The 26,179-nt window shown below is 68.0% G+C and carries 27 protein-coding genes; 14 read left to right on the top strand and 13 right to left on the bottom strand.

Annotated elements, in window-relative coordinates:
• Nucleotides 1–178: 178 nt before the first annotated feature.
• Entirely contained in the window at nucleotides 179–1,447 is a 1,269-nt protein-coding gene (locus WKC72_RS33040; RefSeq protein WP_370180870.1) for a benzoate/H(+) symporter BenE family transporter, read from the top strand.
• 4 nt (nucleotides 1,448–1,451) lie between these two features.
• On the opposite strand, the gene WKC72_RS33045 is transcribed toward WKC72_RS33040, so the two are convergent.
• The 3 genes from WKC72_RS33045 to WKC72_RS33055 are packed head-to-tail and all read right to left on the bottom strand — an operon-like array spanning nucleotide 1,452 to nucleotide 2,735.
• Entirely contained in the window at nucleotides 1,452–1,949 is a 498-nt protein-coding gene (locus WKC72_RS33045) for a DUF1992 domain-containing protein (protein ID WP_037243566.1), read from the bottom strand.
• 16 nt (nucleotides 1,950–1,965) lie between these two features.
• A complete protein-coding gene (locus tag WKC72_RS33050; protein ID WP_370180871.1) occupies nucleotides 1,966–2,610 on the bottom strand; it encodes an SRPBCC family protein in 645 nt (214 codons plus the stop codon).
• Nucleotides 2,607–2,735: a hypothetical protein gene (locus WKC72_RS33055; protein ID WP_255221781.1), complete on the bottom strand. Its 129-nt coding sequence runs from the start codon at nucleotides 2,733–2,735 to the stop codon at nucleotides 2,607–2,609. The genes WKC72_RS33050 and WKC72_RS33055 overlap by 4 nt, the downstream gene beginning before the upstream one ends.
• A gap of 86 nt (nucleotides 2,736–2,821) precedes the next feature.
• Here WKC72_RS33055 and WKC72_RS33060 point away from each other — a divergent pair, with 86 nt between their 5' ends.
• The 4 genes from WKC72_RS33060 (at nucleotide 2,822) to WKC72_RS33075 (ending at nucleotide 6,669) form a co-directional block, all read left to right on the top strand.
• A complete protein-coding gene (locus tag WKC72_RS33060) occupies nucleotides 2,822–4,369 on the top strand; it encodes a flavin-containing monooxygenase (protein ID WP_370180872.1) in 1,548 nt (515 codons plus the stop codon).
• Nucleotides 4,366–4,821 carry an SRPBCC family protein gene (locus WKC72_RS33065; protein WP_370180873.1) on the top strand — a complete coding sequence of 152 codons (456 nt, stop codon included), beginning with the start codon at nucleotides 4,366–4,368 and terminating at the stop codon, nucleotides 4,819–4,821. The genes WKC72_RS33060 and WKC72_RS33065 overlap by 4 nt, the downstream gene beginning before the upstream one ends.
• Before the next feature lie 104 nt (nucleotides 4,822–4,925).
• Nucleotides 4,926–5,366, top strand: a complete 441-nt coding sequence (locus WKC72_RS33070) for a MarR family winged helix-turn-helix transcriptional regulator (RefSeq protein ID WP_128639527.1) — start codon at nucleotides 4,926–4,928, stop codon at nucleotides 5,364–5,366.
• Nucleotides 5,367–5,400: 34 nt separating this feature from the next.
• Nucleotides 5,401–6,669, top strand: coding sequence for an MFS transporter (locus WKC72_RS33075; protein WP_005238398.1), 1,269 nt, complete (start codon nucleotides 5,401–5,403; stop codon nucleotides 6,667–6,669).
• Between the two features lie 57 nt (nucleotides 6,670–6,726).
• Here WKC72_RS33075 and pyrE read toward each other — a convergent pair whose 3' ends face one another.
• From pyrE to WKC72_RS33105, 6 genes are all read right to left on the bottom strand, one after another.
• Entirely contained in the window at nucleotides 6,727–7,257 is a 531-nt protein-coding gene (gene pyrE / locus WKC72_RS33080; protein ID WP_005238397.1) for an orotate phosphoribosyltransferase, read from the bottom strand.
• 20 nt (nucleotides 7,258–7,277) lie between these two features.
• Entirely contained in the window at nucleotides 7,278–8,072 is a 795-nt protein-coding gene (locus WKC72_RS33085; RefSeq protein ID WP_112299559.1) for an SDR family oxidoreductase, read from the bottom strand.
• A gap of 67 nt (nucleotides 8,073–8,139) precedes the next feature.
• Nucleotides 8,140–8,919, bottom strand: a complete 780-nt coding sequence (locus WKC72_RS33090) for a hypothetical protein (protein WP_370184606.1) — start codon at nucleotides 8,917–8,919, stop codon at nucleotides 8,140–8,142.
• Nucleotides 8,920–9,013: 94 nt separating this feature from the next.
• A complete protein-coding gene (locus tag WKC72_RS33095) occupies nucleotides 9,014–9,967 on the bottom strand; it encodes a DUF5666 domain-containing protein (protein WP_370180874.1) in 954 nt (317 codons plus the stop codon).
• A 144-nt stretch (nucleotides 9,968–10,111) separates the two neighbouring features.
• Nucleotides 10,112–12,664, bottom strand: coding sequence for an ATP-dependent chaperone ClpB (clpB, locus tag WKC72_RS33100; RefSeq protein WP_370180875.1), 2,553 nt, complete (start codon nucleotides 12,662–12,664; stop codon nucleotides 10,112–10,114).
• 168 nt (nucleotides 12,665–12,832) lie between these two features.
• Entirely contained in the window at nucleotides 12,833–13,867 is a 1,035-nt protein-coding gene (locus tag WKC72_RS33105; RefSeq protein ID WP_370180876.1) for an alpha/beta hydrolase, read from the bottom strand.
• Nucleotides 13,868–14,126: 259 nt separating this feature from the next.
• On the opposite strand from WKC72_RS33105, the gene WKC72_RS33110 reads away from it, so the two are divergent.
• Both WKC72_RS33110 and WKC72_RS33115 read left to right on the top strand, forming a co-directional pair.
• Nucleotides 14,127–15,278 (top strand): globin domain-containing protein, encoded by a 1,152-nt coding sequence (locus WKC72_RS33110; RefSeq protein WP_037243542.1) that lies wholly within the window; start codon nucleotides 14,127–14,129, stop codon nucleotides 15,276–15,278.
• A 60-nt stretch (nucleotides 15,279–15,338) separates the two neighbouring features.
• The gene (locus WKC72_RS33115) at nucleotides 15,339–16,091 is read left to right on the top strand and encodes an FAD-binding oxidoreductase (protein WP_037243541.1); all 753 of its coding nucleotides are present in this window, start codon (nucleotides 15,339–15,341) and stop codon (nucleotides 16,089–16,091) included.
• Between the two features lie 10 nt (nucleotides 16,092–16,101).
• Here the strand turns inward: WKC72_RS33115 and WKC72_RS33120 are convergent, their stop codons facing one another.
• Together WKC72_RS33120 and WKC72_RS33125 are read right to left on the bottom strand one after the other, a co-directional pair.
• Complete coding sequence (locus WKC72_RS33120; protein ID WP_370180877.1) at nucleotides 16,102–17,268, bottom strand: FAD-binding oxidoreductase; 1,167 nt, start codon at nucleotides 17,266–17,268, stop codon at nucleotides 16,102–16,104.
• Nucleotides 17,269–17,379: 111 nt separating this feature from the next.
• The gene (locus WKC72_RS33125) at nucleotides 17,380–18,957 is read right to left on the bottom strand and encodes an AMP-binding protein (protein ID WP_037243537.1); all 1,578 of its coding nucleotides are present in this window, start codon (nucleotides 18,955–18,957) and stop codon (nucleotides 17,380–17,382) included.
• A 173-nt stretch (nucleotides 18,958–19,130) separates the two neighbouring features.
• On the opposite strand from WKC72_RS33125, the gene WKC72_RS33130 reads away from it, so the two are divergent.
• The 5 genes from WKC72_RS33130 to WKC72_RS33150 all read left to right on the top strand — a co-directional run bounded on the left by WKC72_RS33130 (nucleotide 19,131) and on the right by WKC72_RS33150 (nucleotide 23,381).
• Nucleotides 19,131–19,625, top strand: coding sequence for a CinA family protein (locus tag WKC72_RS33130; protein WP_037243535.1), 495 nt, complete (start codon nucleotides 19,131–19,133; stop codon nucleotides 19,623–19,625).
• Between the two features lie 58 nt (nucleotides 19,626–19,683).
• Nucleotides 19,684–20,091 carry a ChaB family protein gene (locus tag WKC72_RS33135; protein ID WP_128639531.1) on the top strand — a complete coding sequence of 136 codons (408 nt, stop codon included), beginning with the start codon at nucleotides 19,684–19,686 and terminating at the stop codon, nucleotides 20,089–20,091.
• Nucleotides 20,088–21,269: a zinc-dependent alcohol dehydrogenase gene (locus tag WKC72_RS33140; protein ID WP_112299550.1), complete on the top strand. Its 1,182-nt coding sequence runs from the start codon at nucleotides 20,088–20,090 to the stop codon at nucleotides 21,267–21,269. The genes WKC72_RS33135 and WKC72_RS33140 overlap by 4 nt, the downstream gene beginning before the upstream one ends.
• A complete protein-coding gene (locus WKC72_RS33145) occupies nucleotides 21,269–22,747 on the top strand; it encodes an FAD-dependent oxidoreductase (RefSeq protein WP_370180878.1) in 1,479 nt (492 codons plus the stop codon). Before WKC72_RS33140 ends, WKC72_RS33145 begins: the two co-directional genes overlap by 1 nt.
• A 70-nt stretch (nucleotides 22,748–22,817) precedes the next feature.
• Nucleotides 22,818–23,381, top strand: coding sequence for a type 1 glutamine amidotransferase domain-containing protein (locus tag WKC72_RS33150; RefSeq protein WP_128639533.1), 564 nt, complete (start codon nucleotides 22,818–22,820; stop codon nucleotides 23,379–23,381).
• Between the two features lie 15 nt (nucleotides 23,382–23,396).
• On the opposite strand, the gene WKC72_RS33155 is transcribed toward WKC72_RS33150, so the two are convergent.
• A complete protein-coding gene (locus tag WKC72_RS33155; RefSeq protein WP_370180879.1) occupies nucleotides 23,397–24,584 on the bottom strand; it encodes a sensor histidine kinase in 1,188 nt (395 codons plus the stop codon).
• Between the two features lies 1 nt (nucleotide 24,585).
• The gene (locus WKC72_RS33160) at nucleotides 24,586–25,212 is read right to left on the bottom strand and encodes a response regulator transcription factor (protein ID WP_200887817.1); all 627 of its coding nucleotides are present in this window, start codon (nucleotides 25,210–25,212) and stop codon (nucleotides 24,586–24,588) included.
• Nucleotides 25,213–25,487: 275 nt separating this feature from the next.
• On the opposite strand from WKC72_RS33160, the gene WKC72_RS33165 reads away from it, so the two are divergent.
• Nucleotides 25,488–25,964, top strand: a complete 477-nt coding sequence (locus WKC72_RS33165) for a hypothetical protein (RefSeq protein ID WP_370180880.1) — start codon at nucleotides 25,488–25,490, stop codon at nucleotides 25,962–25,964.
• Nucleotides 25,965–26,017: 53 nt separating this feature from the next.
• Nucleotides 26,018–26,158 carry a hypothetical protein gene (locus WKC72_RS33170; protein ID WP_162130654.1) on the top strand — a complete coding sequence of 47 codons (141 nt, stop codon included), beginning with the start codon at nucleotides 26,018–26,020 and terminating at the stop codon, nucleotides 26,156–26,158.
• Nucleotides 26,159–26,179: the final 21 nt, after the last annotated feature.

A 26,179-nucleotide genomic window follows, 5' to 3' on the forward strand; every position in this document is an offset into this window, starting at 1 on the left:
ATGCCGCCCGAGTGTCGTTCCCCCCAGGGATGGAAAGCACCCACCCAGGGTTCGACAGCCCGACGTGGGACCCCCGGACGCGAGTGGTTATGATCCACACCACACCCATCATGTACGCATTGCGATATGTACGCCCGCTCTGCGTACGCAGTGAGCATTGACCGAGCAGGAAGGCCTCATGACGACCACCGAGGAACCGACTCGCAGCGAAGACGTGCAGACTCGTCCCCCTCGCTTCGAACGACCGCCGTGGCCGCCTGCGGGCCCGCGCCGCCTGACCGGCGACCTCGGCGGCACCTACGCCGCCAACGGGCTGATCGGGCTGATCTTCTCCGCGACGGGTCCCGTGGCCGTGATCCTGGCCGCCGGCTCCGCGGGCGGACTGTCGCCCCAGCAGATGGCGTCGTGGATCTTCGGCGTCTTCTTCCTCAACGGCATCCTGACCGCCCTCGCCAGCTGGCTGTACCGCCAGCCGCTCGCGTTCTTCTGGACGATTCCCGGCACGATCATCGTCGGCGGCTCGCTCACCCACCTGTCGTGGCCGGAAGTGCTCGGCGCGTTCCTGGTGACCGGGCTCGTGATCCTCGCCCTCGGACTGACCGGGCGCGTGCGTCAGGTGATGGCGATGCTCCCGATGCCGATCGTCATGGCCATGGTGGCCGGCGTCTTCCTGAAGTTCGGCACCGACCTGGTTCACGCCGTGGGAACCGATGCGGCCGTGGCCGTTCCGATGGTCGTCGTCTTCGTCGTCCTGGCATCGCGCGCCGCGTTCGGCCGGTGGATGCCCCCGATCCTCGGCGCACTGCTCGTCGGGGCGGCCGCGGTCGCGGTCACCGGCCGCTTCCACCCCACCGGCTCGGGTACGCCGTGGATCGCGGCACCGATGTTCCAGGCTCCGCAGTTCACCTGGCAGGCGATCACCGAGCTGGTCGTGCCGCTGGCGATCACGGTCATCGTCGTGCAGAACGGTCAGGGCGCGGCGGTGCTGACGTCCGCCGGCCACAAGCCGCCGATGAACATCGGCACCGTCCTGTGCGGGGCCTGGTCCCTCGCCACCTCCGCCGTCGGAGCCGTCTCGACGTGCCTGACGGGTCCGACCAACGCCCTGCTGGTGGCGTCGGGGCAGCGCACCAGGCAGTACACGGCGGCCGTCGTCTGCGGAGTGCTCGCCATGGTCGTCGGCCTGTTCGCGCCGCTGTTCGTTCAGCTGATGCTGGCCACCCCGGTGGCGTTCGTCGCGACGCTCGGCGGGCTCGCGATGCTCCGGGCGCTGCAGGGTTCGTTCGTCGCCGCGTTCAGCTCCCGGCACACGCTGGGCGCGCTCGTGACCTTCCTCGTGACCGTGTCGAACGTGCAGTTCCTCAACATCGGGGCCGCGTTCTGGGGGCTGATCGCCGGACTGCTCGTGTCCCGGGTGATGGAATCGGGCGATTTCCGGAAGGAGTGATCCGTCACCGTTTCCGCCGCCACCACCGCCTGCCCGCCCGCCGCGGATCCGACTCGGGATCGACGGGCGCCGCCACCGGCGGCTTCCGCGTCGGCTGATTCTGCTGCCGCCACGTCGCGACGACCTCGTCCGCGTCGACCGGACTCACCGGAATCCGGGGACCCGAGGGCGCCCGCAACCAGGCGACGATCTGCAGGTTGAGCTGGGCCACCACATCCCGCACCGCCCGCTCGGACGGCAGCCCGCGGATCGTGTCGGGCAACCGCTCGATCTCCTTCCGCAACTGCAGCGGCGTGGGGAGCAGCGAGTCGCTGGGCAGATTCTCGCGCCGGAGGTAGTTCTTCACCCACCACAGTTCGTCGTCGACATCGCCCGCCGGAATCGGCTTGCCCGCACCGGGGAGATCGTCGAAGTCGCCGCGCTCCTGCGCAAGCCGGATCTGCTTGTCGATCCAGCTCTCGAAGCTCACCCCGGGAGGTTTGCGCTCGGTCACGAACGCCATTCTTCCAGGACCCGGATCAGCCCGCCTCGGTGCCGGCTCCCGTGTAGAACGCGGTCGTGCGATCACCTGCCGCGGTCGCCGCACCCTCCGGCGTCCCGAACGCGATGCTCGCGTCCCGCCACTTCTCGCTGCTCGCCGTGATGAACTCCTTACCCTCGCCGGTCATCGACCAGGCCTCGCTCTCCTTCGGGTCCATCGACTCCCCCGACCGCAGATGCAAGTACAGCCCCATGACCCCGAGTTCCCAGCCGACACCTGCCGCTCCGGGCCCGTACTCGTCCCAGAACTTGTCGTCGACGTGCGCCGTGTGCTGGAGTTCGAAGCGGGTACCCCCGGCCGGGTCGCCGGTGAAGGACACATCGATCCAGCTGACGTCGCCGCCGTACTCCCAGGTCGCGGTGAATCCGTTCGGCGGGTCGCAAGTGAGGATCTCGCCGCCGGCGTTGCCTTCGAGCTGGTAGCGACCGTGCAGGCGCAGCTCACCCGTCACCGGGAGGAACCACCGCGGGATTCGCTCGGCGGTGGTGCAGGCCTCCCACACTTCCTCGACGGTGGCGTCGTAGGTCTGACCGATCGTCCCGGTGCGGGCCTCGCCCGCCTCGAGTGTCCGGCTGCCCACCGACCGGCGTACCGCGTTGATCTGTTCCTTCACCTCGATCATCGATCGCTCCCTCGTGTCGTGTCGCTTCCGTCCTCGCCGGACAGTCGTTTCTCGCGTCGCCCGCGCGCGATCTCGGTGGCCAGTGCGTCGAGCCGCGGCGTCCAGAACACAGGGTTGCTTGCCAACGCGCCTTCTTCCTTTTACTGTGACACGGCGTCTCAGTTAACTAGACTGGACGTCGACGGTTCCACATCCGCCCAGGGAAGTAGCCATGACAGCGACAACCACTCAGCCCTCCGCCGCACCCGACGGCAGCGGAGACGAGCGGCACCTCCGCGTCGTCGTGGTCGGCGCCGGACTGTCCGGGATCGCCGCCGCGGTCAAGCTCGAACGTGCGGGCATCACGGACTTCGTCGTCCTGGAGAAGTCCGATCGCGTCGGGGGCGTGTGGCGCGAGAACACCTACCCCGGGTGCGGTGTCGACATCCCCGCTCCCGTGTACTCGTTCTCCTTCCATCCCAATCCGCGGTGGCGCAGCAATTTCGCACTGCAACCGGAACTGCTGTCCTACATCGAGGACACCGTCGACACGTTCGGTCTGCAGTCCAGGATCGCGATGCAGACCGAACTCCACGAAGCCGCATGGTCCGACGAGCGCCGCCGCTGGATCCTCGACACCAGCCGCGGCACGATCGTGGCCCAGCACGTGATCTTCGCGGCGGGGCCCATCACCGAACCGAGTACTCCTGCCGTCCCCGGAATCGACCGCTTCGACGGCGACATCTTCCACTCCGCCCGCTGGAACCACGACGTCGACCTCACCGGAAAGAGGGTCGCGGTCGTGGGTACCGGAGCGTCCGCGGTCCAGTTCATCCCCGAGATCCAGCCGGACGTCGAGGAGTTGTACGTCTTCCAGCGCACCCCGGCCTGGGTGGTGCCGCGCCTGGACTTTCCGTTCCCCCGGGTCGCCCAGTGGGTCTTCGCACGGGTGCCCGCGGTGCAGCGCGCGTTCCGGCGGCTCCTCGACGTCGTCCTGCGGACACTCACCCTGGCGATGCGCCGCGAACGTACCGCCCGGCTCCTCAACCCCCTCGGTACCCGCTGGCTCGCCAGGCAGGTGCCGGACCCGGCACTTCGCGCGGCCCTGACACCGAACTTCACGCTGGGGTGCAAACGCCTCCTGCTGTCCAACACGTATCTCCCGGCACTGACGAAGAGCAACGTCGAGCTGATTCCGCACGCCCTCGCCGAGGTCGACGGTCGCGTGGTCGTCGGAGCCGACGGCACCCGCCGCGAGGTCGACGTCATCATCTTCGGCACCGGCTTCGACGTGAGTCATCCGCCGATCGCGAGCCGGATCCGCGGACGCGACGGAACACTGCTGTCCGCGAAGTGGTCGAAGAGCCCCGAGGCCTACCTGGCCACCACGACCCCCGGCGCACCGAACGCCTACATCATGCTCGGCCCGAACATCCTGGTGTACAACTCGTTTCTCGGACTGGCCGAGACCCAGCTCGACTACGTGATCGACGGACTCACCAAGGCGGAGCGGCAGGGTATCGAAGTGCTCGAGGTGCGCGCTCAGCCGTTCCGCCGGTTCAACGACGCGGTGCAGAAGGGTCTGGAGCCGACCGTCTTCAACAATGGCGGTTGCAGTAGCTACTACCTCGACGCCGACGGCAGGAACTTCGCGGCCTGGCCCTGGTCCACCGGGTCCCTGCGCCGTCGCCTCGCCCGGTTCGACCTAGAGAACTACGCCATCCGGCCGTACCGGACAGAACAGTCCCCCGCCCTCCACCCCTCAGGAAAGTCACGATGATCGAGATCCATCACACTGCCCTCGCCGGCGCACCGGTCGCGGCCGCGTTCGACTACGTGGACGACTATCGCCACGTCCCGTCCTGGATGTTCGGGATCACGAAGTTCGATCCGATCGGCGACCAGGATCGGGGACTCGGCGCGGTCTACGACGCCGCGATGAAGGTCGGCCCCAAGACTCTCGGCTCCGTGGTGAAGGTCACCGGATGGGAACGCAATTCGGTGATCGAGCTCGAATCGATCGACGGCCTGTACACCCGGTCGCGGTGGCAGTTCGAGGCGGTCGGCGAAACCGAGGCCCGCCTGACGGTCGACTTCCACTACGACCTACCCGGCGGACTCGCAGGTAAGGCGCTCGGCAAGATCATCGAGCCCTTCGTCGCGCAGGCGATCCGCCACACCGACGCCACCCTGCGGCGCCAGGTCGAACAGGGCGCGAAGCACTCGTCCTGACCTTCGCGGCCCGCACCCCTCCGTCTCGATGCCGGGGGCGGATGCGGGCCGCGCGGCGCTTCATCGGGTTTACATAGTTAGTTAGCCTATGTAATGTGTTTGCCATGGACGACGACACGCGGCTGCAGAGCCTGCTCGTCGACTTGGTCACGAATTCTCACCGATTCACCAGGCTCGCGAGCTCCTTCGGATCCGAGGCTCACCCCCGGCCGTGGACACGTGCCCTCGCCCTGCTCGACGACCACGGCGAGCTACGCATCAGCGAGTTCGCCCGCATCGACCGTTGCTCGCAACCGTCCGCGACCGCACTGCTCCAGAAGCTGGCCGATCGCGGATACGTGGCCCGCCGCCCCGATCCGGAGGACGCCCGGGCAGTCCGGGTATCCATCACGGATCTGGGACGCGAATGGCTGACCGTGTCCCGCAACGAGATCGCGGGTGCACTCGCCCCGCACTTCGCCGACCTCGAGCCCGAGCAACTCGAACGACTGACGCAGGGCCTGTCGGAACTGCGCTCGATCGTCAAGTCGTCGGCCCGCTCCTGACAACCCATCCACACCCCGACGTACATCGAAGGAGGTGGCCGTGAGCACCACGACCGCAACCGTCACGAACAGCACATCCAGCGAGGCGCCGCCGAGTCTCCTCCACCAGCCGAAGTCGGTGTGGGCCGTCGCCTTCGCCAGCGTCATCGCGTTCATGGGCATCGGGCTCGTCGACCCCATCCTCAAGCCGATCGGCGAGCAACTGGACGCGACACCGTCCCAGGTGTCGCTGCTGTTCACCAGCTACATGCTGGTCACCGGTGTCGCGATGCTCATCACCGGCGTGGTGTCGAGCCGGATCGGCGCCAAGAAGACGCTCCTCACCGGGCTTGCCGTCATCGTCGTGTTCGCGGCGCTGGCAGGAAGCTCCGGCACCATCGGCCAGATCGTCGGCTTCCGCGCCGGCTGGGGACTGGGCAACGCCCTGTTCATCGCCACCGCGCTCGCCGCCATCGTCGGCGCGGCCAGCGGCGGCGTCGCGCGGGCAATCATCCTCTACGAGGCCGCGCTGGGCATCGGCATCGCCGTCGGCCCTCTGGTCGGTGGTGTCCTCGGCAACATCAGCTGGCGCGCACCGTTCTTCGGCGTCGCAGCCCTGATGGCCGTCGCGTTCATCCTCATCGTCGTGATGCTGCCGTCCGCACCCAAGCCGGAGCACCGCACGTCGATCGCCGCGCCGTTCCTCGCCCTGCGCCACCGCGGCCTGCTCACCGTCGCGATCACCGCGCTGCTCTACAACTACGGCTTCTTCACACTGCTCGCGTACACACCGTTCCCCCTCGACATGGGCACGTACTCGATCGGATTCATCTTCTTCGGATGGGGTCTCGCGCTGGCCGTCGCGTCGGTGTTCCTCGCCCCGCGCCTGCAGCGGCGCTTCGGCACCCTGCCGATGATGATGGTCGCCCTCGCGCTGTTCGCGCTCGATCTCGCCATGATGGCCGCGTTCACCGACAACAAGACCGTGCTCGTCGTCGGTGTCGTGCTCGCCGGGCTCTTCCTCGGCGTCAACAACACGCTCATCACCGAGACCGTAATGATCTCCGCCCCCGTCGAGCGGTCGACGGCGTCCGCGGCGTACAGCTTCGTCCGCTTCGTCGGCGGCGCCGCCGCACCGTGGGTCGCGGGCAAGCTCGGTGAGAGCAACATCCACATGCCGTTCTGGGTCGGCGCCGTGTGCACGGCCGCCGCGATCATCGTGCTCGCGACCGGCCGCAAGGTCCTCGCCCACGTCGACGAGCACGATCCCGAACCGCACAGCGTCGAGGAGGCATTGGCCGTCACGGCCGCCGACGCCGACTGATACCCCCACGTGAGTGGCGAAGTGTGCTCCGGCACGCTTCGCCACTCACGTGTGTGGTCAGAGGTTCAGGTCGGGGAGGCCGAGGAGCGAACGGTACTCGAGACCCTCGGCCGCGATCACCTCGTCGGCACCGGTCGCGCGGTCGACGACGGTCGCGACACCGACGACGATCGCCCCGACGTCACGCAACGCCTTCACCGCCGTGAGCGGAGAGTTGCCCGTGGTGGTGGTGTCCTCGACGACGAGGACGCGCTTGCCGACGACGTCCGGTCCCTCGATCTGCCGCTGCATGCCGTGCGCCTTCGCAGCCTTGCGCACGACGAACGAATCGATCGGCCTGCCCGGAGCGTGCATCACGGCCATCGCCACCGGGTCGGCGCCCATCGTCAGCCCGCCGACGGCGTCGAAATCCCAGTCCGCCACCAGTTCACGCAGCAGCTTCCCGATCAGCGGGCCCGCCTCGTGATGCAGCGTGGCGCGGCGAAGGTCCACGTAGTAGTCGGCTTCCTTGCCCGAAGACAACGTCACCTTGCCGTGCACAACAGCCAGCTCACGCACCAACGCGGCCAGATCCTCGCGATCACTCATGCCCGAAACCCTACCCACCTCTACGTGCGGGCACGCCCCCGGCCGAACACGTTGGTCAGCCGCCGGACCAGACTCTTCGGGACGAGCCGACCGGCGGTCGTCAGCACCTTGTACTGGAGGCCGGGAATGCTCACGACCTTGCCGTCCTCGAGATCGGCCAGCGACGCCGCGACCACCTGGTCGACGCTCAGCCACATCGGCTTCGGAATCGAACTCATCTCGATGCCCGCGCGCTCGTGGAACTCGGTGCGGATGAATCCCGGGCACAGCGCCTGGATCCGCACACCCGTGCCGCCCAGCCCGTTCGCCAATCCCTCGGAGAACGAGATCACGTACGCCTTGCTCGCCGAATAGGTCGATCCCCGCCCGGACAGCAGTCCGGCGACACTCGCCACGTTGATGACGGTGCCGTTCGCCGACGCGATCATGGTGGGCAGCGCCGCGCGGGTCAGCTGCATGACGGCGGTGACGTTCACGTCCAACTGCGATTGCAGCAACTCCGGCGTCGCGGTCCAGAATTCCCCCGAGGTGCCGAATCCGGCATTGTTGACCAGCACCTCGACACCCTTCCCGAGGCGCTGCGCCACTTCCTCACGCCCGGACACCGTCGCCAGGTCGGCCTGCAGGATCTCGGACTCGGTGTCGAACAACGCCTTCATTTCGTCGGCGAGGGCGTGCAGCCGGGTCTCGTCACGCGCGACGAGCACGAGGTCGTAACCGAGAGACGCGAACTTCCTCGCGAAACCGGCACCGAGACCCGACGTCGGGCCGGTGACGAGGGCAACGGGTCGGGCGGAACTGGAGGGCGTCGACATACCGGTGACGGTAGCAAGGCGCTGCGCGCCTGTGCGCGGTTAGCGAGTCCCAGGACTCGTCACGCACTCACGGGCGCGGAGCGCCTGGAGCCGGCGGGCGAGGAGCGCCTGGAGCCGGCGGGCGGGGAGCGCCGGGGGTCTGCTGCCGGGGAGACGCCGGACGCGCCGGACGCGCCTCGGCGGGAGCACCTTCCCGCAGTCGCGGCCGGCTCGGGTCGTGGTGGCCGCGGTCGAGTCCCCGCGGCTCGGTGACCGGGGGCAGGACGTGCAGGATGCCGGACAGCCGGGCGACGGCCTCGATGGCCGAATCCCACTCGCGTCCGCTGCTGCCGATGGGCAGCGAACCGAGGGTCCATTCGCCCTCGCTCCACAGCATGTTCACGTGCGGCGGCACCGACTCGGTGAACGCGACCATGCGCTGATCGCAAACCCTGCGGGCGATTTCGAGGTCGGTGGCGAACACGACTCGCGGTCCGATGGCACCGAGGAGTTCGAGATCCGAGTCCTTCGGCGGCGGGGTCGACTTGAGGCGCAGGTCGATGTCGACGTCCGAGCCCACCCGGCGGCGCACGGCGACGATGGTCGCGGTCTCCTCGAGGTCGAACAGAATGAACGACTCGCCCCGGCGTTCGCCTTTCACCACATCGATGGCGCTGAGGTACTCCTGCTTGGCCAGCGCGGCGCGATGGAACTGGCCGGGCAGTTTCTCTTCGACGTTGTCGTACGTGTAGCCCTGGGCCTTGGCCCAGATCTGCCGCACACGACCTGTCTGATCACGACGCGAGCGATCGAAATAGAGCAGTGCGCACGCGCCTGCGAGTGCGATCAACGCCAGTACGAACCACATTCCCGTCATCGGTGATCAGCCTAGCGAGTCGACGCCGTTACGAGGCGAAGCGGTACCCGGACACCCCGTGTCGGTTTTGCCCGGACCCATCGTCTCAGTTACCGCCGAGCTTCGGCAGCTCGGTACTGATGATCGTCTCGGCCATCATCGTGCCGTTCTCGACCTTCGTCCCCTGCACCATGACGGTGAATCCGGGCTTCAGATCGGCGACCGTGGTGCCGTCGAGTGCGATCACGTTGGTCTGCGCGTTGGTCTGGACCGTCAACTGGGAACCGCCGAGTGCGTCGAGGGTGAGTGTGGAGCCGTCGTTGGCGCTGATCGTTCCGAACGCGGCGCCGGCAGCGCCGATGGCCTCGCCGATTCCGCCGGGGAGTTGATCGAGCGGCGACTCCGACGTCGTCGACGGCGGCGGGGCCGTCGTCTTCGGCGGCGCGGTGGTCGAGGGCGGACGGGACGTGGTCGGGCCCGCCGCGGTAGTGCTCGACGAGTTGTTCGGCGCGGTCGTGACGAGGGCGACACCGAAGCCGATGACGGCGATCAGCAGCAGCGCGGCCGCCGCGGCGGCGATCCAGGTGCCGATCCGTCGGGGCTTCTTTTCCTCGGTGGTCTCCGCGACCGGCGCCTGGTACCGGGAGCCCGGGTACTGGTCCGGCGGGTCCTGGGCGTTCGGGTACTGCCCCGTCGGATACCCACCCTGGTACTGCTGGGCGTCGTACGCCGGATACGCCTGCGTGGCGTTCGGCGGCGGAGCCTGCGGGTCGTACCGCGGATCGTAGGTCGGGTAGGCCTGCGTCGGATTGGGCTGGTTCTGCCCGTACGCCGCGGTCGGGTCGGACGTGTAGAACTGCTCGGTCGGACCGCCTGCGGGGCCCAGGTACTCGGTGCGCTGCTCGGTCGAGGCGAGATGCTCGGTCGGCTGGTCCTGCCGCGACCACGCCTGCGTGGGATCCTCGCCACCAGCCCTCGAGGCGGAGTCCTCCGTCGTCCACGACTCGGTTCCGTCGTACGCGCGTTCCTGCGGGGTGCGCGGGTCGTCGGGGTTCGTCATGATCGGCCCCTCCCTCGGGTTCGTCTGGCCGGTGTCCTGCGGTTACGGACGGTCCAGGGTAACGGCGAAACTTAAGACGTCGCTGTGAAAACACAGGTGAGTGGCACGGCGTGCGGGAGCACACCGTGCCACTCACCTGGGGGATCAGCCGAGGACGAGCGCGTCCCCGGTCTCGGACACCTTCACGGGGACGGTGTCGCCGTCCTTGACGTCACCGGCGAGCAGCAGCTTCGCGAGCTGGTCGCCGATGGCCTGCTGGATCAGCCGGCGCAACGGCCGGGCGCCGTACATGGGGTCGTAGCCGCGGACGGCCAGCCAGAAGCGGGCCGAGTCGGACACGTCCAGCGTCAGCCGCCGCGCCGCGAGCCGGCGGGACAGCTGGTCGAGCTGGATGTCGACGATGGACTCGAGCTGCTCTTCCGTGAGCGGGTCGAAGATCACGACGTCGTCGAGCCGGTTGATGAATTCCGGCTTGAACGCGTGCCGCACCGCATCCATCACCTGCTCCCGCGACCCACCCGCACCGAGGTTGGACGTGAGGATCAGGATGGTGTTGCGGAAGTCGACGGTGCGTCCCTGACCGTCCGTCAACCGGCCTTCGTCGAGGACGGCGAGCAGGATGTCGAACACGTCGGGGTGCGCCTTCTCCACCTCGTCGAACAGCACCACCGTGTACGGACGCCGCCGCACGGCCTCGGTGAGCTGGCCGCCGGCCTCGTACCCGACGTATCCGGGCGGGGCGCCGACGAGCCGGGCCACCGAGTGCTTCTCGCTGTACTCGGACATGTCGATGCGGACCATGGCGCGTTCGTCGTCGAACAGGAAGTCCGCGAGGGACTTCGCGAGCTCCGTCTTACCGACGCCGGTGGGTCCGAGGAACAGGAACGACCCGGTGGGCCGGTTGGGGTCGGCGACTCCGGCGCGGGCGCGGCGAACCGCATCCGACACGGCGACGACGGCCTCTTCCTGGCCGACGACCCGCTTGCCGAGCTCGGACTCCATCCGCAGCAGCTTGGCCGTCTCGCCCTCCATCATGCGGCCGGCGGGGATACCGGTCCATGCCGCGACCACGTCTGCGACGTCGTCGGGACCCACTTCCTCCTTGAGCATGACGTCGCCGTCGGCGGCGGCACCGGATTCGCGGGCCGCCTCCTCGAGTTCCTTCTCGAGCTGCGGGATGCGGCCGTAGCGCAGCTCCGCGGCCCGGCCGAGGTCGCCGTCGCGTTCGGCGCGTTCCTCCTCGCCGCGCAGCGTCTCGAGCTGTTCCTTGACTCCGCGCACGGAGTCGATGGCCTGCTTCTCGTTCTGCCAGCGGGTGGTCAGCTGATTGAGCTTCTCCCGTTCGTCGGCCAGTTCCTGACGCAGCTTCTCGAGCCGGTCCTTCGACGCCGCGTCGGATTCCTTCTGCAGCGCCATCTCCTCGATCTCGAGTCGGCGGACGATGCGTTCGACGGAGTCGATCTCCTCGGGTCGCGAGTCGATCTCCATCCGCAGCCGGGACGCGGCCTCGTCCACGAGGTCGATCGCCTTGTCGGGCAGGAACCGGGACGTGATGTAGCGGTCGCTGAGCGTGGCGGCGGCGACGAGCGCGGAGTCGGTGATGCGCACGCCGTGGTGCACCTCGTACCGCTCCTTGAGCCCGCGCAGGATGCCGACGGTGTCCTCGACGGACGGTTCGCCCACCAGCACCTGCTGGAAGCGACGCTCGAGGGCCGCGTCCTTCTCGATGTACTTGCGGTACTCGTCGAGGGTGGTCGCGCCGACGAGCCGCAGCTCACCGCGGGCGAGCATCGGCTTGATCATGTTGCCTGCGTCCATGGCGGACTCGCCGGTGGCACCGGCACCGACGATGGTGTGGAGCTCGTCGATGAACGTGATGACCTGACCGGCCGAGTTCTTGATGTCGTCGAGGACGGCCTTGAGTCGCTCCTCGAACTCGCCGCGGTACTTGGCGCCCGCGACCATCGATCCGAGGTCGAGGGAGATCACGGACTTGCCACGCAGCGATTCGGGAACGTCGCCGGCGACGATGCGCTGGGCCAGCCCCTCGACGATGGCGGTCTTGCCGACGCCGGGCTCACCGATCAGCACCGGGTTGTTCTTGGTCCGGCGGCTGAGTACCTGCACGACGCGGCGGATCTCGGTGTCGCGGCCGATCACCGGGTCGAGCTTGCCGTTCCGGGCCGCCGCGGTGAGGTCGGTGGAGTACTTCTCGAGGGCCTGGTACGTACCTTCCGGATCCGGGCTGGTGACGCGCGCGCTGCCGCGCACGGTGGTGAACGCGTCGCGCAGCGCCTCGGGGGTGGCGCCGTGCCGCTTCAGCAGCCCGGCCACATCCGACTCACCCGAGGCGAGCCCGACCATCAGGTGTTCCGTCGACACGTACTCGTCGTCGAGTTCGGTGGCGAGGTGCTGTGCTGCGGTGAGTGCAGCGAGGGCCTCCCGGCCGAGCTGCGGTGTGGTCGTGGCGCCCGTCGTCTTGGGCAGCCGGTCGACGAGATTCTGCGCTTCACGATGGACCGCGGTGGGGTCGACGCCGACCGCCTTGAGCAGCGGGGCGGCGATGCCGTCGGTCTGGTCGAGCAGGGCCACGAGCAGATGCGCGGGCCTGATGTCGGGGTTACCGGCCGACGACGCCGACTGGAGCGCAGCGGTCATCGCGGCCTGGGTTTTGGTGGTCGGATTGAACGAGTCCACTGGTCACCTCTTCTGGCGTTGTAGAGCGGTTCGCCGCCCGGGGCCGAATGGCACGTGGCGACGCTGTCATCTTCTTAACGCGCGAAGGGTTGAGTCTGTTCCGCTCAACTTTGAAAATTTTCCGCTACACCCATCATCTCGCTCCGCGACCCTTCGCGGGGCGAGAAGTCACGCCCCGATCGCGGCCGCCATCATCGGCCAGGACGCGGACAGGTCGTCGCGCCAGTACCCCCACGAATGCGTGCCGACCGGCCGGAGATCGACCGTGGCGGGAATGTCCAGGGCACGGAGTTTGTCCGCCAGCCGCATCGTGCAGTCGTTGGTGACGGCCTCGATCACACCACCCACCACGACCTGCGTCGCGAGAGCACGGCGGTTGCCGCCGACGGTCCGGGCGTCGAGGGTGTCGTACGGTCCCGGCAGCCCGCTGCCGTTGGAGATGTAGAGGGTGGTCCCGCGGAGCCTCTCGGCGTTGACGTACGGATCGTTCGCGGCCCACAGTGGATCCTCGGCCGCACCCCACATGTTCTCGGGGTTGCCGCCGAAGTCCGACACCGTGATCTCGACGAACCGGCGCGCCACCGGGTCGCTCGTCATCGCGCACCCGCTGTACGCCCCGACGCTCTGATACAGCCCCGGCTTGGAGATCGCGAGGTTGAGGACGCTGGTCGCCGACATGGACAGCCCGGCGATGGCGTTCTTCCCCGTCGTCTCGAGCGCCGAGTCGACGATGGGTGGCAGTTCCTTCGTGAGGAACGTCTGCCACTTGTTCCGCCCGAGTTTGGGATCGTCCTGCTTCCAGTCCGCGTAGTAACTGGACTGGCCACCGAACGGGATGACCACGTTGACGTCCTTGTCGGAGAAGAACTTCTCGACGTCCGCCTTCTGCTCCCAGCCGAACTGCTCGGAGTTCCCCTCGACGCCGCCGAGCATGTAGACGGTGGGACGCTTCTCCGACGCGGCCCGGATGACCCGGACGGTGACGTTCTTGTCCATGGCGGTCGAGTGGACGGTGAAGTTCATCTGCGATTCGCCCACCGGGGTGACCTCGATCAACCGTGAACCGTCGGGCGCCTCGTCCGCCGAGATCGACTCGATCGTCGTCCGTGGTTCCGCCGAGACGACGTGTCCGCCGCTGATCATCGTCAGCGTCACGGCCGCCACGACAGCGGCAGTCCGGCGAACCCGAACCGAACTGGCCATCCCCGGACGAAACCGACCCCGATCCCGCGCACAGCCAACTCTCATGGGCCCCCCTCGGTAACGCCGCCTGTTTACTGGATGCATCGTGCCTTGCCGGTGGTCACGGCTCAATAGCGGCCCACCGAAATACCGGGCGCGCACGCCCAACCGGCCGTTGCCGTAACCCCGGGTCCGCGCGCGGGACGGCTAGAATGCGGGTGTTCGAATCAGCAGCACGGAGGCAGGGGACGGCTTGACACGAGATTGCCTCGATCCGCTCGTGATTTCGCGTCTGCGCGCCAGCTTTTCGTCGATCGTGTCCACCGAACACGGGCACAACCGGCTCACCACCACGTTCTACGCCACCCTGTTCGCCGAGCACCCCGAATTTCGCGCGCTCTTCCCGGCTGCGCTGGACCAGCAGGGTCACCGCCTGTTCCAGGCATTGCAGTTCGTCATCGACAACCTCGAAGACGAGGGCCGGGTCCTCGGTTTCCTGAGCCAGCTCGGCCGCGACCACCGCAAGTACGGCGTCGAGGGCAGGCACTACTTCGCGTCGGGCAATGCGTTGCTGGTCGCCGTACGGAGCTCGTTCACCCAGGCCATCTGGACGCCCTCGCTGACCGCGGCCTGGACGGAACTGCTCGACCTCCTCCTCCACACGATGGCCGACGCCGCGGACAACGACGACCTGCCCGCCGCGTGGGGTGCCACCGTGGTCGATCACGAACGCCGCCTCGACGACCTCGCGATCGTCCGTCTCGAGACCGACTCCCCCATCCCCTACGGTGCGGGCCAGTACCTCAGTGTCCAGATCCCGCAGCGGCCCCGGATGTGGCGGTATCTGTCTGCGGCCATCCCCGCCAACCCGTACGGACAGCTCGAGTTCCACGTCCGCCGCGTGTCGGGTGGGTGGGTGAGCCCCGCCATCGTGAACGAGACGCAGGTGGGTGACCGCTGGCTGCTCAGCTCCCCACTCGGTGGCCTCGAGGTCGACCGCGACAGCGGGCAGGACGTCCTGATGATCGGTTCGGGGACGGGCATCGCGCCGCTGCGCGCCCAGGTGATGGAAATGGCGATGCGGTCGAACAATCCCCGGGTCCACATGTTCGTGGGCGGCAAGTACCCGTGCGATCTGTACGACATCGAGACCCTGTGGCACCTGTCGCTGAGCAATCCGTGGCTGACCGTGGTTCCCGTGTCCGAGGAGGACGAGGACCCGTGGTGGCACACGATTCCCGCCCCGGAGGCGCCGCCGGGGTTGCATCAGCGACTCCAGGGGCAGCTGGGCCGCGTCGTCGCCCGGTTCGGGTCGTGGGCGGACCGGCAGATCCAGATCTCCGGTTCGCCGGCGATGATCAAGACCACCGTGTACGCGTTGCAGGGCGGCGGTACACCGCCCGAACTGATCCGGCACGACCCGCTGATCTAGTCGCGCAGCCCGTCCCCGCCCATCCGCTATCCGGTTCGACCGTCGGGAGAGCATCACGCCATGCAAGCCACGCAGACCACCTGGACCAGCACCGTCGTCGAACATCACCGCCTGCGGCACGACCTCGCCGTGGTCCGCCTCGTCGGTGACTACGTCCCGTTCGCGCCGGGGCAGTACGTGGACGTGAGCGTGCCCCAGAACCCGCGGCTGCTGCGCAGGCTCTCCCCCGCCCTGCCGCCGTCGCTGGACGGCAAGCTCGAATTCCACGTCCGGACGGTCCCCGGCGGCTGGGTCAGCGGCGACATCGTCACGGGAACCTCGCCCGGCGATCAGTGGCAGATCCTCGAACCCCGCGGCACCATGTCCGTCGACGAGGACGGGCCGGACGTCATCATGATCGCCGGCGGCACCGGTCTGGCCCCGTTCCGATCGATCCTCCTGGACCTGTCGCGCCGGCCGAATCCGCCGCGGGTGTTCCTGTTCACGGGCGATCGGACACCGCGCGATCTCTACGCGTCCGACATGCTCTACCTGCTGCTTCAGGATCTGCCGTGGCTCACCGTCATCCCGGTGGTGGAGAACGTCGTGAACCCGGACTGGACCGACGAATGGTACGAACGCACCAGAGTGGACGTCGGGTTCACCGAGGACGACCTCATCGAGGGCTCGCTGCCCGACGTCGTGACGTCCTACGGCGCGTTCACCGAGCACCAGGTGCTGGTGTGCGGTTCGGCGGCGATGGTCCGCGCCACCCTCGACCGTCTCCGGGACACCGGGACACCCACGGAGAACATTCAGTTCGACCCGTACTGAGCCGTTCGGATCAGTAGGACGGGTCGTGCCGGATGTTCTCCGGCGGAGTGCCTGCCGCGTGCAGCCGGAACTTGGTGGTGTTGATCATCGCCTCGGAGCCGACGAGCTGGATGTCGCGCTCGGCCCATGTCCCGAAGTCGGCGACGACCTGCCCGACCTTGCCGGTCAGCCGGCGGTGCATGCCGGGCAACGCGGCGCTGCTCGGGCCGGTGTACCACCACGGGTCCTCGTCCTCCTCGGTGACCGGGACGACGGTCAGCCACGGGTTCTGCTCCGCGAGCGCCCACAGGGTGCCCAGGTCGTAGAGGTCGCAGGGGTACCGGCCGGCGAAGAAGAGGTGGACGCGGCGGTCCTGGCCGCGTTGCGACATCTGGAGGATCTGCGCGCGCAGCGGGGCAATGCCCGTTCCCGATCCGATCATGAGGATGTCGCGACCGTTGTCGTAGCGGACCCCGAGATCGCCGAGCGGGGATCCGATGACCCACCGCTCGCCGACGAGTGTCTGGCTGACGATGGCGGGGCTGACCCAGCCGCCCGACACCCGTCGGACGTGGAATTCGATGATGCCCTGGTCGTTGGCGGGGTTCGCCGGCGACAGGTACCGCCACATCCGGGGACGCGACGGCACCTGCACGCTCACGTACTGGCCGGCGGTGTAGGTCATCGGCTCGTCGAGTTGCAGGCGGACGATCGAGACGTCCTTCCGGACCTGGAGGTGCTCGATCACGGTTGCGCCCCACGCCGGCGGGCCGCTCTCGGCGTTGGCCGCGTCCATCATGGTGGCGGCGACGACCGCGAGGACGTCGCGCCACGCCTGCTCGAGTTCGTCGGTCCACGGCTCGGTCGAGGGGAACTGCTCGACGGCGGCGATCAGGGAGTTGCCCACGGCGACGTAGTGCGCGTCCTCGATTCCGTACTTGCGGTGGTCCCGGCCGAGTTGCGCGAGGTAGGCGAGGATCTGCCCCGACTCCTCCTCGAGTCGCTCGATCACGTACTGGACGGCGGAGATCAACCGGTCGCGCTGCTCGTCCATGGCCGCGGGAAAGAAGTCCCGGGCTTCGGGGTACCGCGCGAACAGCAGGGCATAGAAGGACCGCGACAGAGTCTGGGGCCCGTCCGGCACTGCCGCGATAGCCTTGAAACTCGACCGGACCAGCGATATTGCCTGTGAATCCACCGCGCATCCTCGTCACCGACTGAACGCGGCGCCGCCGCGAAGTACTTGGGCAGACTATAGGCGCGGGCGCCACGCCGCAGACCAGGTCCCTTGTTTTCCGCCCTGGTCGTGCTATCCGACCGCTCGGTCTGCACTCTCCCAGTACCGGGAACGCAACGCCTTCTTGTCCAGCTTGCCGAGCGGGGTGAGCGGCAACGTGTCGACGAAGTCGATCGATTTGGGGGCGTGCACCGATCCCTTCGCGGCCCGCACCCGTTCGACGAGTTCGGCGGCGTCGACCGTCTGCCCGGCCCGCAACACCACACACGCCTTGACGGCCTCGCCCCACTTCTCGTCCGGGACGCCGACCACCGCGACCGAGCCGACGGCCGGGTGCGCCGAGATGACATCCTCGATCTCCCGGGGGAACACGTTGAATCCGCCGGTGACGATCATGTCCTTCTTGCGGTCGACGATCGTCATGAATCCGTCTTTGTCCTTGCGCGCGACGTCGCCCGTGTGCAGCCAGCCACCGCGGAACGCCTCGGCGGTCTCGTCGGGCTTCTTCCAGTACCCCTTCATGACCAGCGGGCCGCGGACGCAGATCTCCCCCAGCTCACCCTGCGGGACCTCGTTCAGGTCGTCGTCGAGCAGTGCGACGTTCAGCCAGGGCACGGGACGCCCGCACGTCGCGAGCCGGCTGGGATCGTCCGCGAGGTGCTCTTCTTTCCGCAGCACCGCGATGGTCATTCCGCATTCGGTCTGGCCGTAGAACTGGAAGAAGATCTGACCGAACTTCTCGATTCCCTCCTGCAACCGGGCCGGCGACATCGCCGAGGCGCCGTAGAACAATGTCTGCAGGCTGGACACGTCCCGCTTCGGCAGGTCGGGGTGATCCATCAGCAGGTAGATCATGGTGGGGACGAGCATCGTGGCCGAGATCTTGTGCTTCTCGATCGCCTCGAGGACGGCGCCGGGCTCGAATGCGGGCAGCACGATCAGCGCGCCACCCCGCAGCAGGGTCGGGATGAAGAAGGCGGCGCCGGCGTGCGACAGCGGCGTGCAGATGAGAAAACGCGGTTCGTCGGGCCACTGCCATTCGGCCATCTGGATCTGATTGAGCGTCGCGCCGGACTGGTAGGAGCCGACGACGCCCTTCGGCTTGCCGGTCGTGCCGCCGGTGTAGACCATGCTGCTGTTGTCGTCGGCGGCCACGTCCGCCGCCCGCAGGCGTTGCGGGGTGAACGTCTCGGCGAGGGCGAGAATGTCGGTACCGACTTCCGACGGCCCCAACGACAACACGTTCTCGATCGACGGCGACTGCGCCACCAGTTCGGCGGCGCGCTCCTCGAAGGCGGTGGGATCGAAGATCAACGTCTGGATCTCGGCGTCGCCGACGATGTACAGATGGTCGTCGAGCGAGCCCATCGGGTTCAGCGCGCTGGCGCGGCATCCGGAGATCATCGTGGCGCCCATGCTGATGAGCACTTCGGGCCTGTTCTTGGACAGCATGGCGGTGCTCGTGCCCTTGCCGATCCCGAGCGAAGCCAGTGCCTGCGCAAAGCAACTGATCTGATCGCGCATTTCACCGCCGGTGAGGACGACGTCGCCGAGGTAGAGCGCCGGCTTGTCGGAGTTGCGTTCCAGTGCAGTGATGAGGAGGTCTGCAGCGAAGGCGGGTCGATGCAGATCTGCGAACTCGTCGGTCATCTGTAATCCTTCTACTCCCGCGACGCCGAGGCGCGTGGTCCGGCGGCCTGGATTTCCTGTGTCCTGGGTCACCGACACCCTAACCGGAAACCGGAGAAACTGAAACTTGTTCCATTCTTCTCGAGGGTGCCGACGGCGACGCCGGGCCGGACACGTCCGATACCGTGAGGTCCATGAGTCCGCAGGACCGAATCGCAGAACGGATCTCGACCGCGGCGCGGAGCGCGCACGTGTTCCTCGCGACGGCGGAATCCCTCACCGGTGGGCAGATCTCATGCATTCTCGGCGCCGCGCCCGCCTCCTCCGACTGGTACCGGGGCAGCGTCGTCGCCTATTCCAGCGAGGTGAAACACCAGGTGCTGAAGGTGCCGGAGGGTCCCGTCGTCAGCGAGGCCAGTGCCCGCGCGATGGCCGGAGCGGTCGCGGAACTGCTCGGAGCCGACATCGCCGTCGCGGTGACCGGCGCGGGTGGCCCCGACCCTCAGGACGGGCAACCGCCGGGGACCGTCTGGTTCGGACTCTTCACCCACGGCCGCATCGACACCGAGATGCGCCGATTCGACGGTGAACCGCAGGACGTCGTGACCGCCACGACCGACCATGCCCTGGAACTGCTCGAACGGGCGTTGGTCTCCGTGCCCGGTCGAGTTCCTCCCCCGCTCGCATAGATCTCCGAGAGTCGGGTAATCGTCCGAGCGGGCACCTCTACACCCGAGGAGGATTTCCGTGCCGAAGACCACGGACAGCGGCAAGCCGAAGAAGAGCGAGCTCCCCGAGACGCTGAAGAAGTCGTCCGAGAAGGCGCAGCGCACGTTCGCCAAGGTGTACGACTCCGCGATGGACCAGTACGGGGACGAGGAACGAGCGCATCGCGTCGCGTACGACGCTCTCAAACACGGCTACGAGAAGGTCGGCGACCACTGGGAGGCCAAGGACGAGAAGGGCCCCTCGGACGAGCGTGCGAAGAGCGGTGGCCCGAACGCCTCCGGCGAGACGGCGGAGGGCGTCGACGCCAACGCGAGCAAGGACCACCTCATGCACATCGCACAGAGGCTCGACGTACCCGGCCGGTCGACGATGACCAAGGACGAACTCGTCGACGCGATCGAGAAGGCGAACCGGAGAGCCCGATGAGAGCCGTGACGTGGCAGGGCAAACGGAAGGTCAGCGTCGACACCGTCCCCGACCCGGTGATCGAACAGAAGACCGACGCGATCGTCGAGATCACCACCACCAACATCTGCGGCTCCGACCTGCACCTGTACGAGGTGCTCGGCGCGTTCATGAGCGAGGGCGACATCCTCGGTCACGAACCGATGGGCATCGTCCGCGAGGTGGGGTCCGAGGTGACCGACGTGAAGGTCGGCGACCGGGTGGTCATCCCGTTCCAGATATCCTGCGGCAGTTGCCACATGTGCGATCGGCAACTGTTCACCCAGTGCGAGATCACGCAGATCCGGGACGAGGGTATGGGTGCGGCGCTGTTCGGGTATTCGAAACTGTACGGGAGCGTTCCCGGCGGCCAGGCCGAGTATCTTCGGGTGCCGCACGTGCAGAACACGCACATCACGGTTCCGGAGGGGCCACCGGATTCGCGCTTCGTGTACCTGTCCGACGTGCTGCCGACGGCGTGGCAGGCCGTCGAGTACGCGGCGATACCCGACGGCGGTTCCGTCGTCGTTCTCGGGCTCGGGCCGATCGGCGACATGGCGGCACGCATCGCCGCGCACAAGGGTTTTCGTGTCATCGGCGTGGATCTCGTGCCCGAGCGTCTCGCCCGTGCGCAGGCGCGACAGATCGAGACGGTCGACCTGACCGACGCCAAGGGCGAACTCGGCGACGTGATCCGGGAGATGACCGACGGCCGCGGCCCCGATTCCGTCATCGACGCCGTCGGCATGGAAGCACACGGCTCCCCCGGCGCGAAACTCCTGCAGCAGGTCACGTCGTTCCTGCCCGACGCCATCGCGGGCCCGCTGATGTCGACGGCGGGAATCGACCGGCTCCACGCGCTGCATTCGGCCATCGACATCGTGCGGCGCGGCGGCACCCTCTCGCTGATCGGGGTGTATGGCGGTATGGCCGATCCCATACCGATGCTCACCCTGTTCGACAAGCAGATTCAGCTGCGGATGGGGCAGGCCAACGTCAAGCGGTGGGTCCCGGACATCCTGCCGTTGCTCACCGACGCCGACCCTCTCGGCGTCGACACGTTCGCCACTCACGAACTGCCACTGGACCACGCACCGCACGCGTACGAAATCTTCCAGAAGAAGGAAGACGGCGCTGTGAAGATTCTTCTGAAGCCGTAATGCCTTCTCTCTGGCTCGATCACGTCGCCGGGCACCGCGGCGCAGTAACGGGGCGGTCGTGGGACGAACGCGGACGGTACGACACCGTGGTGGTGGGCGCGGGAGTGACCGGCCTGATCACCGGGTTGCTGCTCGCCCGTGCGGGTCAGCACGTCGCCGTCGTGGAAGCGCGGACGATCGGGGCCGTGACGACCGGGAACACGACGGGCAAGGTCAGTGTGCTGCAAGGTACCCGGCTCGCCGAGATCGGCCGCCGCCACGCGCCGCACATCCTGCGCTCGTACGTCGAGGGAAACGTGGAAGGCCAGCAGTGGCTGCTCCGGTACTGCCACGACCGCGAGATTCCCGTCGGCGCGGCACCGGATTTCACGTTCGCGCAGACCGAGTCCGGCGTCGACGCGGTGCGCGCTCAGTACAAGGCCGCCCGATCCGCGGGCCTGCCCGTGCGACTCGTGCCCGAACTCGAGATTCCGGTGCCCCACGTCGACGCCGTCATGCTCGACAACCAGGCGTTCCTGGACCCGATGCCCGTTCTCCACGCAGTGGCCCGCGACCTGATCTCGCACGGCGGCGACGTGTTCGAGCACCGTCGCGTGACGTCGGTCCGGACGCTGGTGCGATTTCACGTCCTGTCGACGCACGACGGCGACATCGAAGCCCGCCGTGTGGTTCTCGCGACGGGAACGCCGATCCTCGACCGCGGAGGATTCTTCGCCCGGCTGAAGGCGGAGCGATCGTACGCGGCGGCGTTCCGGGTGCCCGGCGGTGCACCCGGGGGTATGTACCTGACCGCAGATCAGCCCGCCCGGTCGTTGCGCCCGGCCGACGACGGTCGCGTCCTGGTCGTCGGCGGCAACGGTCACGATGTCGGCCGAAGCACGTCGCCGCAGGCCGCGGTCGACGATCTGCTGACCTGGACCGGCCGTCACTTTCCGGGAGCGACGCCGACCCACCGCTGGTCGGCGCAGGACTACTCCTCGCTGAACGCGCTCCCCTACGTCGGCCCGCTGGTTCCGGGCAGCAACGGCATTCTCGTCGCGACCGGGTACGGCAAGTGGGGACTGTCGAACGGCGTCGCCGCCGGTCTCGTGCTCGCCGGTCGCATTCTGGGTGGCCACATGCGGTGGGCGGAGGCATTCCAGAGCTATTCGCCGACGCAGCTTTTCGACCTTCCGGCGGCAGTGAAGGCGAACGGTGAGGTGGCGGTGGAGATGGTCGCAGGCTGGGGCGACGCGCTCGTGGGGCGACAGCGAGGAAAAGGCCGGGCTCGCATCGTGCGGGAGGGACTGCTGCCGGTCGGCGAGTACACCTCGGACGGTCACACCGAGCGCGTCTGCGCCGTCTGCCCGCACCTCGGTGGTGTGCTCCGCTGGAACGATGCGGAGGATTCGTGGGACTGCCCGCTGCACGGGTCCCGATTCACTGCCGGCGGAACACTTCTCGAGGGCCCCGCAATCACCGATCTTCGACGACTCTGATTCCCACCACGATTGGCCCGGCGCCCTCCGGGTACCCGTTTCTTGTAGTCACGAGAGGAAGGAATTGCCCATGACATCGGCGGAGACACTGCGCGGCCGGAAGGTCGCGATCCTGGCCACCGACGGCGTCGAGGAAGTCGAACTCGTCGAACCCCGGAAGGCGGTGGAGGATGCCGGCGCGGAGGTCCGGCTGATCTCGTTGTCCCCCGGCAAGATCCAGGCCATGAACTCGGATGTGAACGCGGCAGGCACCTATGCCGTCGACGCCGTCGTCGGTGACGTGTCGGTCGCCGACTTCGACGCACTGATCCTGCCCGGCGGCACCACGAACCCCGACCACCTCCGGATGGACGCGTCGGCCGTCGGCTTCGTCCGCGACTTCGTCGATTCCGGCAAACCGGTGGGCGTCATCTGCCACGGACCGTGGACGTTGGTCGAGGCCGACGTCGTCCGCGGCCGCACTCTCACGTCGTATCCCAGCGTGCGCACCGATATCCGCAACGCCGGCGGGACCGTGGTCGACGAGGAAGTGGTGGTCGACAACGGGTTGGTGTCGAGCCGCAACCCCGACGACCTGCCCGCGTTCTGCGCGAAGATCGTCGAGGAATTCGCCGAGGGCCGCCACCCGCAGTGACGTCGGCGGGCCTGGTCAGCCCGAATCCGGGACCGTCATCACCACACGGGTGCCCGATCCGGGTGAGGACGTGACGTCGAACGTGCCGCCGAGGCTCTCGACCCGCACGATGTGCGATGCCAGTCCGATGTGCCCCTGCGCCACCCGTTCCGGGACGACGGCCGGATCGAATCCCGCACCGTCGTCGGCGACCGTCAACGTGATCCGCCCGCAGGCGCGGGTGAGCGCGAGTTCGATCTTCGTGGCGCAGGCATGTCTGGTCACGTTGGTGAGCAGTTCCCGCGCCACCCGGTAGAGCAGTTCCTGGCAGTCGGGACGACCGACGTCGTCGAGGCGCACCGACATCTCGATCTCACCCCGGCGGGCGGTCCGGTCCGCGAGTTCCCGCAGCGCAGCGGTGGGCCCCAGCTGCGCGAGGACCTGCGGATGCAGTGTGGTGACGGTGGACCGCAGCTGCGCCGCGGTCTCGCGGAGCGCGGACTCGGCGGCGTCGAGCATCGCGTCCGGGTGCCGCTCCAGTGCCTCCTCCACGTCCAGCCGGGCGGCCAGCACATTCTGCAGGGGCCCGTCGTGGAGGTCCTCGGCCAGTTGCCGTCGCTCGCGTTCCTCGGCGCCCATCGATTCTGCGATCAGCTGCCTGCGCACATCCATCAGCGAGATCACCGTCGCAGAGCGCCGGACCAGCACGTACGACAACGCCGTCGTCGCGGCCGCGAGCCACAACAGGAAACCGAAATACAGGTACACCTCGTCGGGGAAGCCGACTGCGTCGTCGCGCTTGGAGTAGATGATCCACACCACCTGGTACCCGACGGCAGTGCAGACTCCGACGATCGCCGTCAGACGCGGCCGGTACTGGAACGCCACCGAGATCGGCAACAGGAAGAACACCGGAAGCAGCACCGACGTCGCGCCGCCGGAGACGACACACAACGCCACCACCGCGGTGACGTCCGCGGCGGTCGACACCCAGCCCGCCCACGGCCCGACGTCCCGGACCAGGACGAAGATCAGCCAGCCGAGCGCGGCGGCGGCGTACCCGATCAGCACCCCGGCGAAGATGTCGGGTTTCCAGTGCGTCACGTGGATCACCGGCCCGAGCAGCGCCATCAGTCCGATGAGCGGTAACCGGAGAATGGCGGTCACCCGGACCGCCTCGGTGCTGTACCGACGGACTACGCGGCTCTGGGACGGATGGGGCACGTCACTCCAGCAAGCCGCGGCGCATCGCCTCGGCCACGGCCGCCGCGCGGTCGCTCACCCCGAGCTTCTCGTAGAGACGCTGGACATGGGTCTTGACCGTCGAGGGCGCCAGATACAGCTCACCGGCGATCGTGGGAATGCTCTGGCCGCGCGCGATGAGCGCCAGCACTTCCTTCTCCCGACCACTCAGCGCCGGCCCGACCGGTTCACTGCGACGACGCACCTCGCCGGCCAGTCCGACGGCGAGGGAGGCGGGGAGGACGTCGCGGCCCTGAGCGCAGTCCAGGACGGCTTTCACGATCTCCGCCCGGGTCGATTCCTTCGGCAGGAACCCCGCCGCCCCTTCCTGCAACGCGTGGTAGACGATCGCGGACTCGTCGTGCGCCGACAGCAGCAACACACGCGTGGTGAGTTCGGCGCGTCGCACGGCCGCCGCCACCTGGGAACCGTCCAGTTCCGGCATCCGATAGTCGAGCAATGCGACGTCGGGGGCGAGTTCGCGGATCAGGGCGAGCGCGGCCGCGCCGTCGTCCGCCTCACCGACCACCTCGATGTCGCCACTCGCGACGAGGGCACGGACGACACCGTCCCGAAAGATCGGGTGGTCGTCGCCCACCACGACCCGCACGGCGCTCACGGCGCGGTCCGATGCGAAGCGACTCCGGCGAAGTCCATTGCTCACTTTCTCACGAGACCGGGCCCGCGCGGAGCACTTCGCGGCGCCGGTGTCCCCCGATCGGTGGACACCGGATTCATCCCGCCCTCGGTCCTGTCGGTGGACAGACGACGGCGCGCATTCGCGACATAGTTGATGCACACCGGAAACGGGGAGGCCGGAAACCGAAACCCCCACGGCCCCAGACGTTCCACCCCCCGAAGCGTCAGAACACAGGAGAAGCCATCATGCGCACCACCGCCCGCCGCCGCGTCGCACTCTTCATCGCACTGCCCGCCACCGCAGTGGCCGTCACCGGATTCGCCATCGCAGCCGCCGGTGTTGCCACCGCGGGCACGATGCCGACGTCGGGACCCACGATCGCGATGACGATCAGCAACGACACCGACCTGCCGATGGTCCTACAGGGCTCCTCGAACCCCTACGGGCAGTGGATTCAGGCGCCGTCGGACTACCTCGCCCCGCACAGCAGCCAGATCGTGAAGGCATTCTCCAACGACCCGAACGGCGTCGAGGTCGACGCCACCTACTCGCTCCCCGGTGGTGCCCAGGCCGTGTTCCGGGCCGACAACTACAGCAACACGACCGACGTGGACGGAACTCGCGTCGACGCCAACTACGGCCACGCCTACGGCATCAGCAGCTGGATCGACTCGGGCTACCCGAACATGAACGCCGGCTACCACCTCTACGGGCACCCCTGACAGACGATCCCGACCATCCACCGAACACTCGACGAGAGCCGGAGAACATGATCATGCACGTCACCGAGACCCCCACCCCCACCGTCTCCCGCACGATGTGGACCACCGAGGAGATCAAGGCACGTCTCGAGGAGATGAATATTCCGCGGTCGCGCACCCGCCGCGGGCCCCGCTGGGGCAACCGCGACCGATAAGCCGGGGGTTGGGGCCCGATG

The organism is Rhodococcus wratislaviensis (assembly GCF_041228765.1).
In the GTDB taxonomy this organism is placed as follows: domain Bacteria; phylum Actinomycetota; class Actinomycetes; order Mycobacteriales; family Mycobacteriaceae; genus Rhodococcus_F; species Rhodococcus_F wratislaviensis.

Coding starts and splice junctions, on each gene's coding strand:
- WKC72_RS33040 (WP_370180870.1), top strand. CDS start 179: ATGACGACCACCGAGGAACCGACTCGCAGCGAAGACGTGCAGACTCGT.
- WKC72_RS33045 (WP_037243566.1), bottom strand. CDS start 1,949: ATGGCGTTCGTGACCGAGCGCAAACCTCCCGGGGTGAGCTTCGAGAGC.
- WKC72_RS33050 (WP_370180871.1), bottom strand. CDS start 2,610: ATGATCGAGGTGAAGGAACAGATCAACGCGGTACGCCGGTCGGTGGGC.
- WKC72_RS33060 (WP_370180872.1), top strand. CDS start 2,822: ATGACAGCGACAACCACTCAGCCCTCCGCCGCACCCGACGGCAGCGGA.
- WKC72_RS33065 (WP_370180873.1), top strand. CDS start 4,366: ATGATCGAGATCCATCACACTGCCCTCGCCGGCGCACCGGTCGCGGCC.
- WKC72_RS33070 (WP_128639527.1), top strand. CDS start 4,926: ATGGACGACGACACGCGGCTGCAGAGCCTGCTCGTCGACTTGGTCACG.
- pyrE (WP_005238397.1), bottom strand. CDS start 7,257: ATGAGTGATCGCGAGGATCTGGCCGCGTTGGTGCGTGAGCTGGCTGTT.
- WKC72_RS33085 (WP_112299559.1), bottom strand. CDS start 8,072: ATGTCGACGCCCTCCAGTTCCGCCCGACCCGTTGCCCTCGTCACCGGC.
- WKC72_RS33090 (WP_370184606.1), bottom strand. CDS start 8,919: ATGTGGTTCGTACTGGCGTTGATCGCACTCGCAGGCGCGTGCGCACTG.
- WKC72_RS33095 (WP_370180874.1), bottom strand. CDS start 9,967: ATGACGAACCCCGACGACCCGCGCACCCCGCAGGAACGCGCGTACGAC.
- WKC72_RS33105 (WP_370180876.1), bottom strand. CDS start 13,867: ATGGCCAGTTCGGTTCGGGTTCGCCGGACTGCCGCTGTCGTGGCGGCC.
- WKC72_RS33115 (WP_037243541.1), top strand. CDS start 15,339: ATGCAAGCCACGCAGACCACCTGGACCAGCACCGTCGTCGAACATCAC.
- WKC72_RS33125 (WP_037243537.1), bottom strand. CDS start 18,957: ATGACCGACGAGTTCGCAGATCTGCATCGACCCGCCTTCGCTGCAGAC.
- WKC72_RS33130 (WP_037243535.1), top strand. CDS start 19,131: ATGAGTCCGCAGGACCGAATCGCAGAACGGATCTCGACCGCGGCGCGG.
- WKC72_RS33140 (WP_112299550.1), top strand. CDS start 20,088: ATGAGAGCCGTGACGTGGCAGGGCAAACGGAAGGTCAGCGTCGACACC.
- WKC72_RS33145 (WP_370180878.1), top strand. CDS start 21,269: ATGCCTTCTCTCTGGCTCGATCACGTCGCCGGGCACCGCGGCGCAGTA.
- WKC72_RS33150 (WP_128639533.1), top strand. CDS start 22,818: ATGACATCGGCGGAGACACTGCGCGGCCGGAAGGTCGCGATCCTGGCC.
- WKC72_RS33165 (WP_370180880.1), top strand. CDS start 25,488: ATGCGCACCACCGCCCGCCGCCGCGTCGCACTCTTCATCGCACTGCCC.
- WKC72_RS33170 (WP_162130654.1), top strand. CDS start 26,018: ATGCACGTCACCGAGACCCCCACCCCCACCGTCTCCCGCACGATGTGG.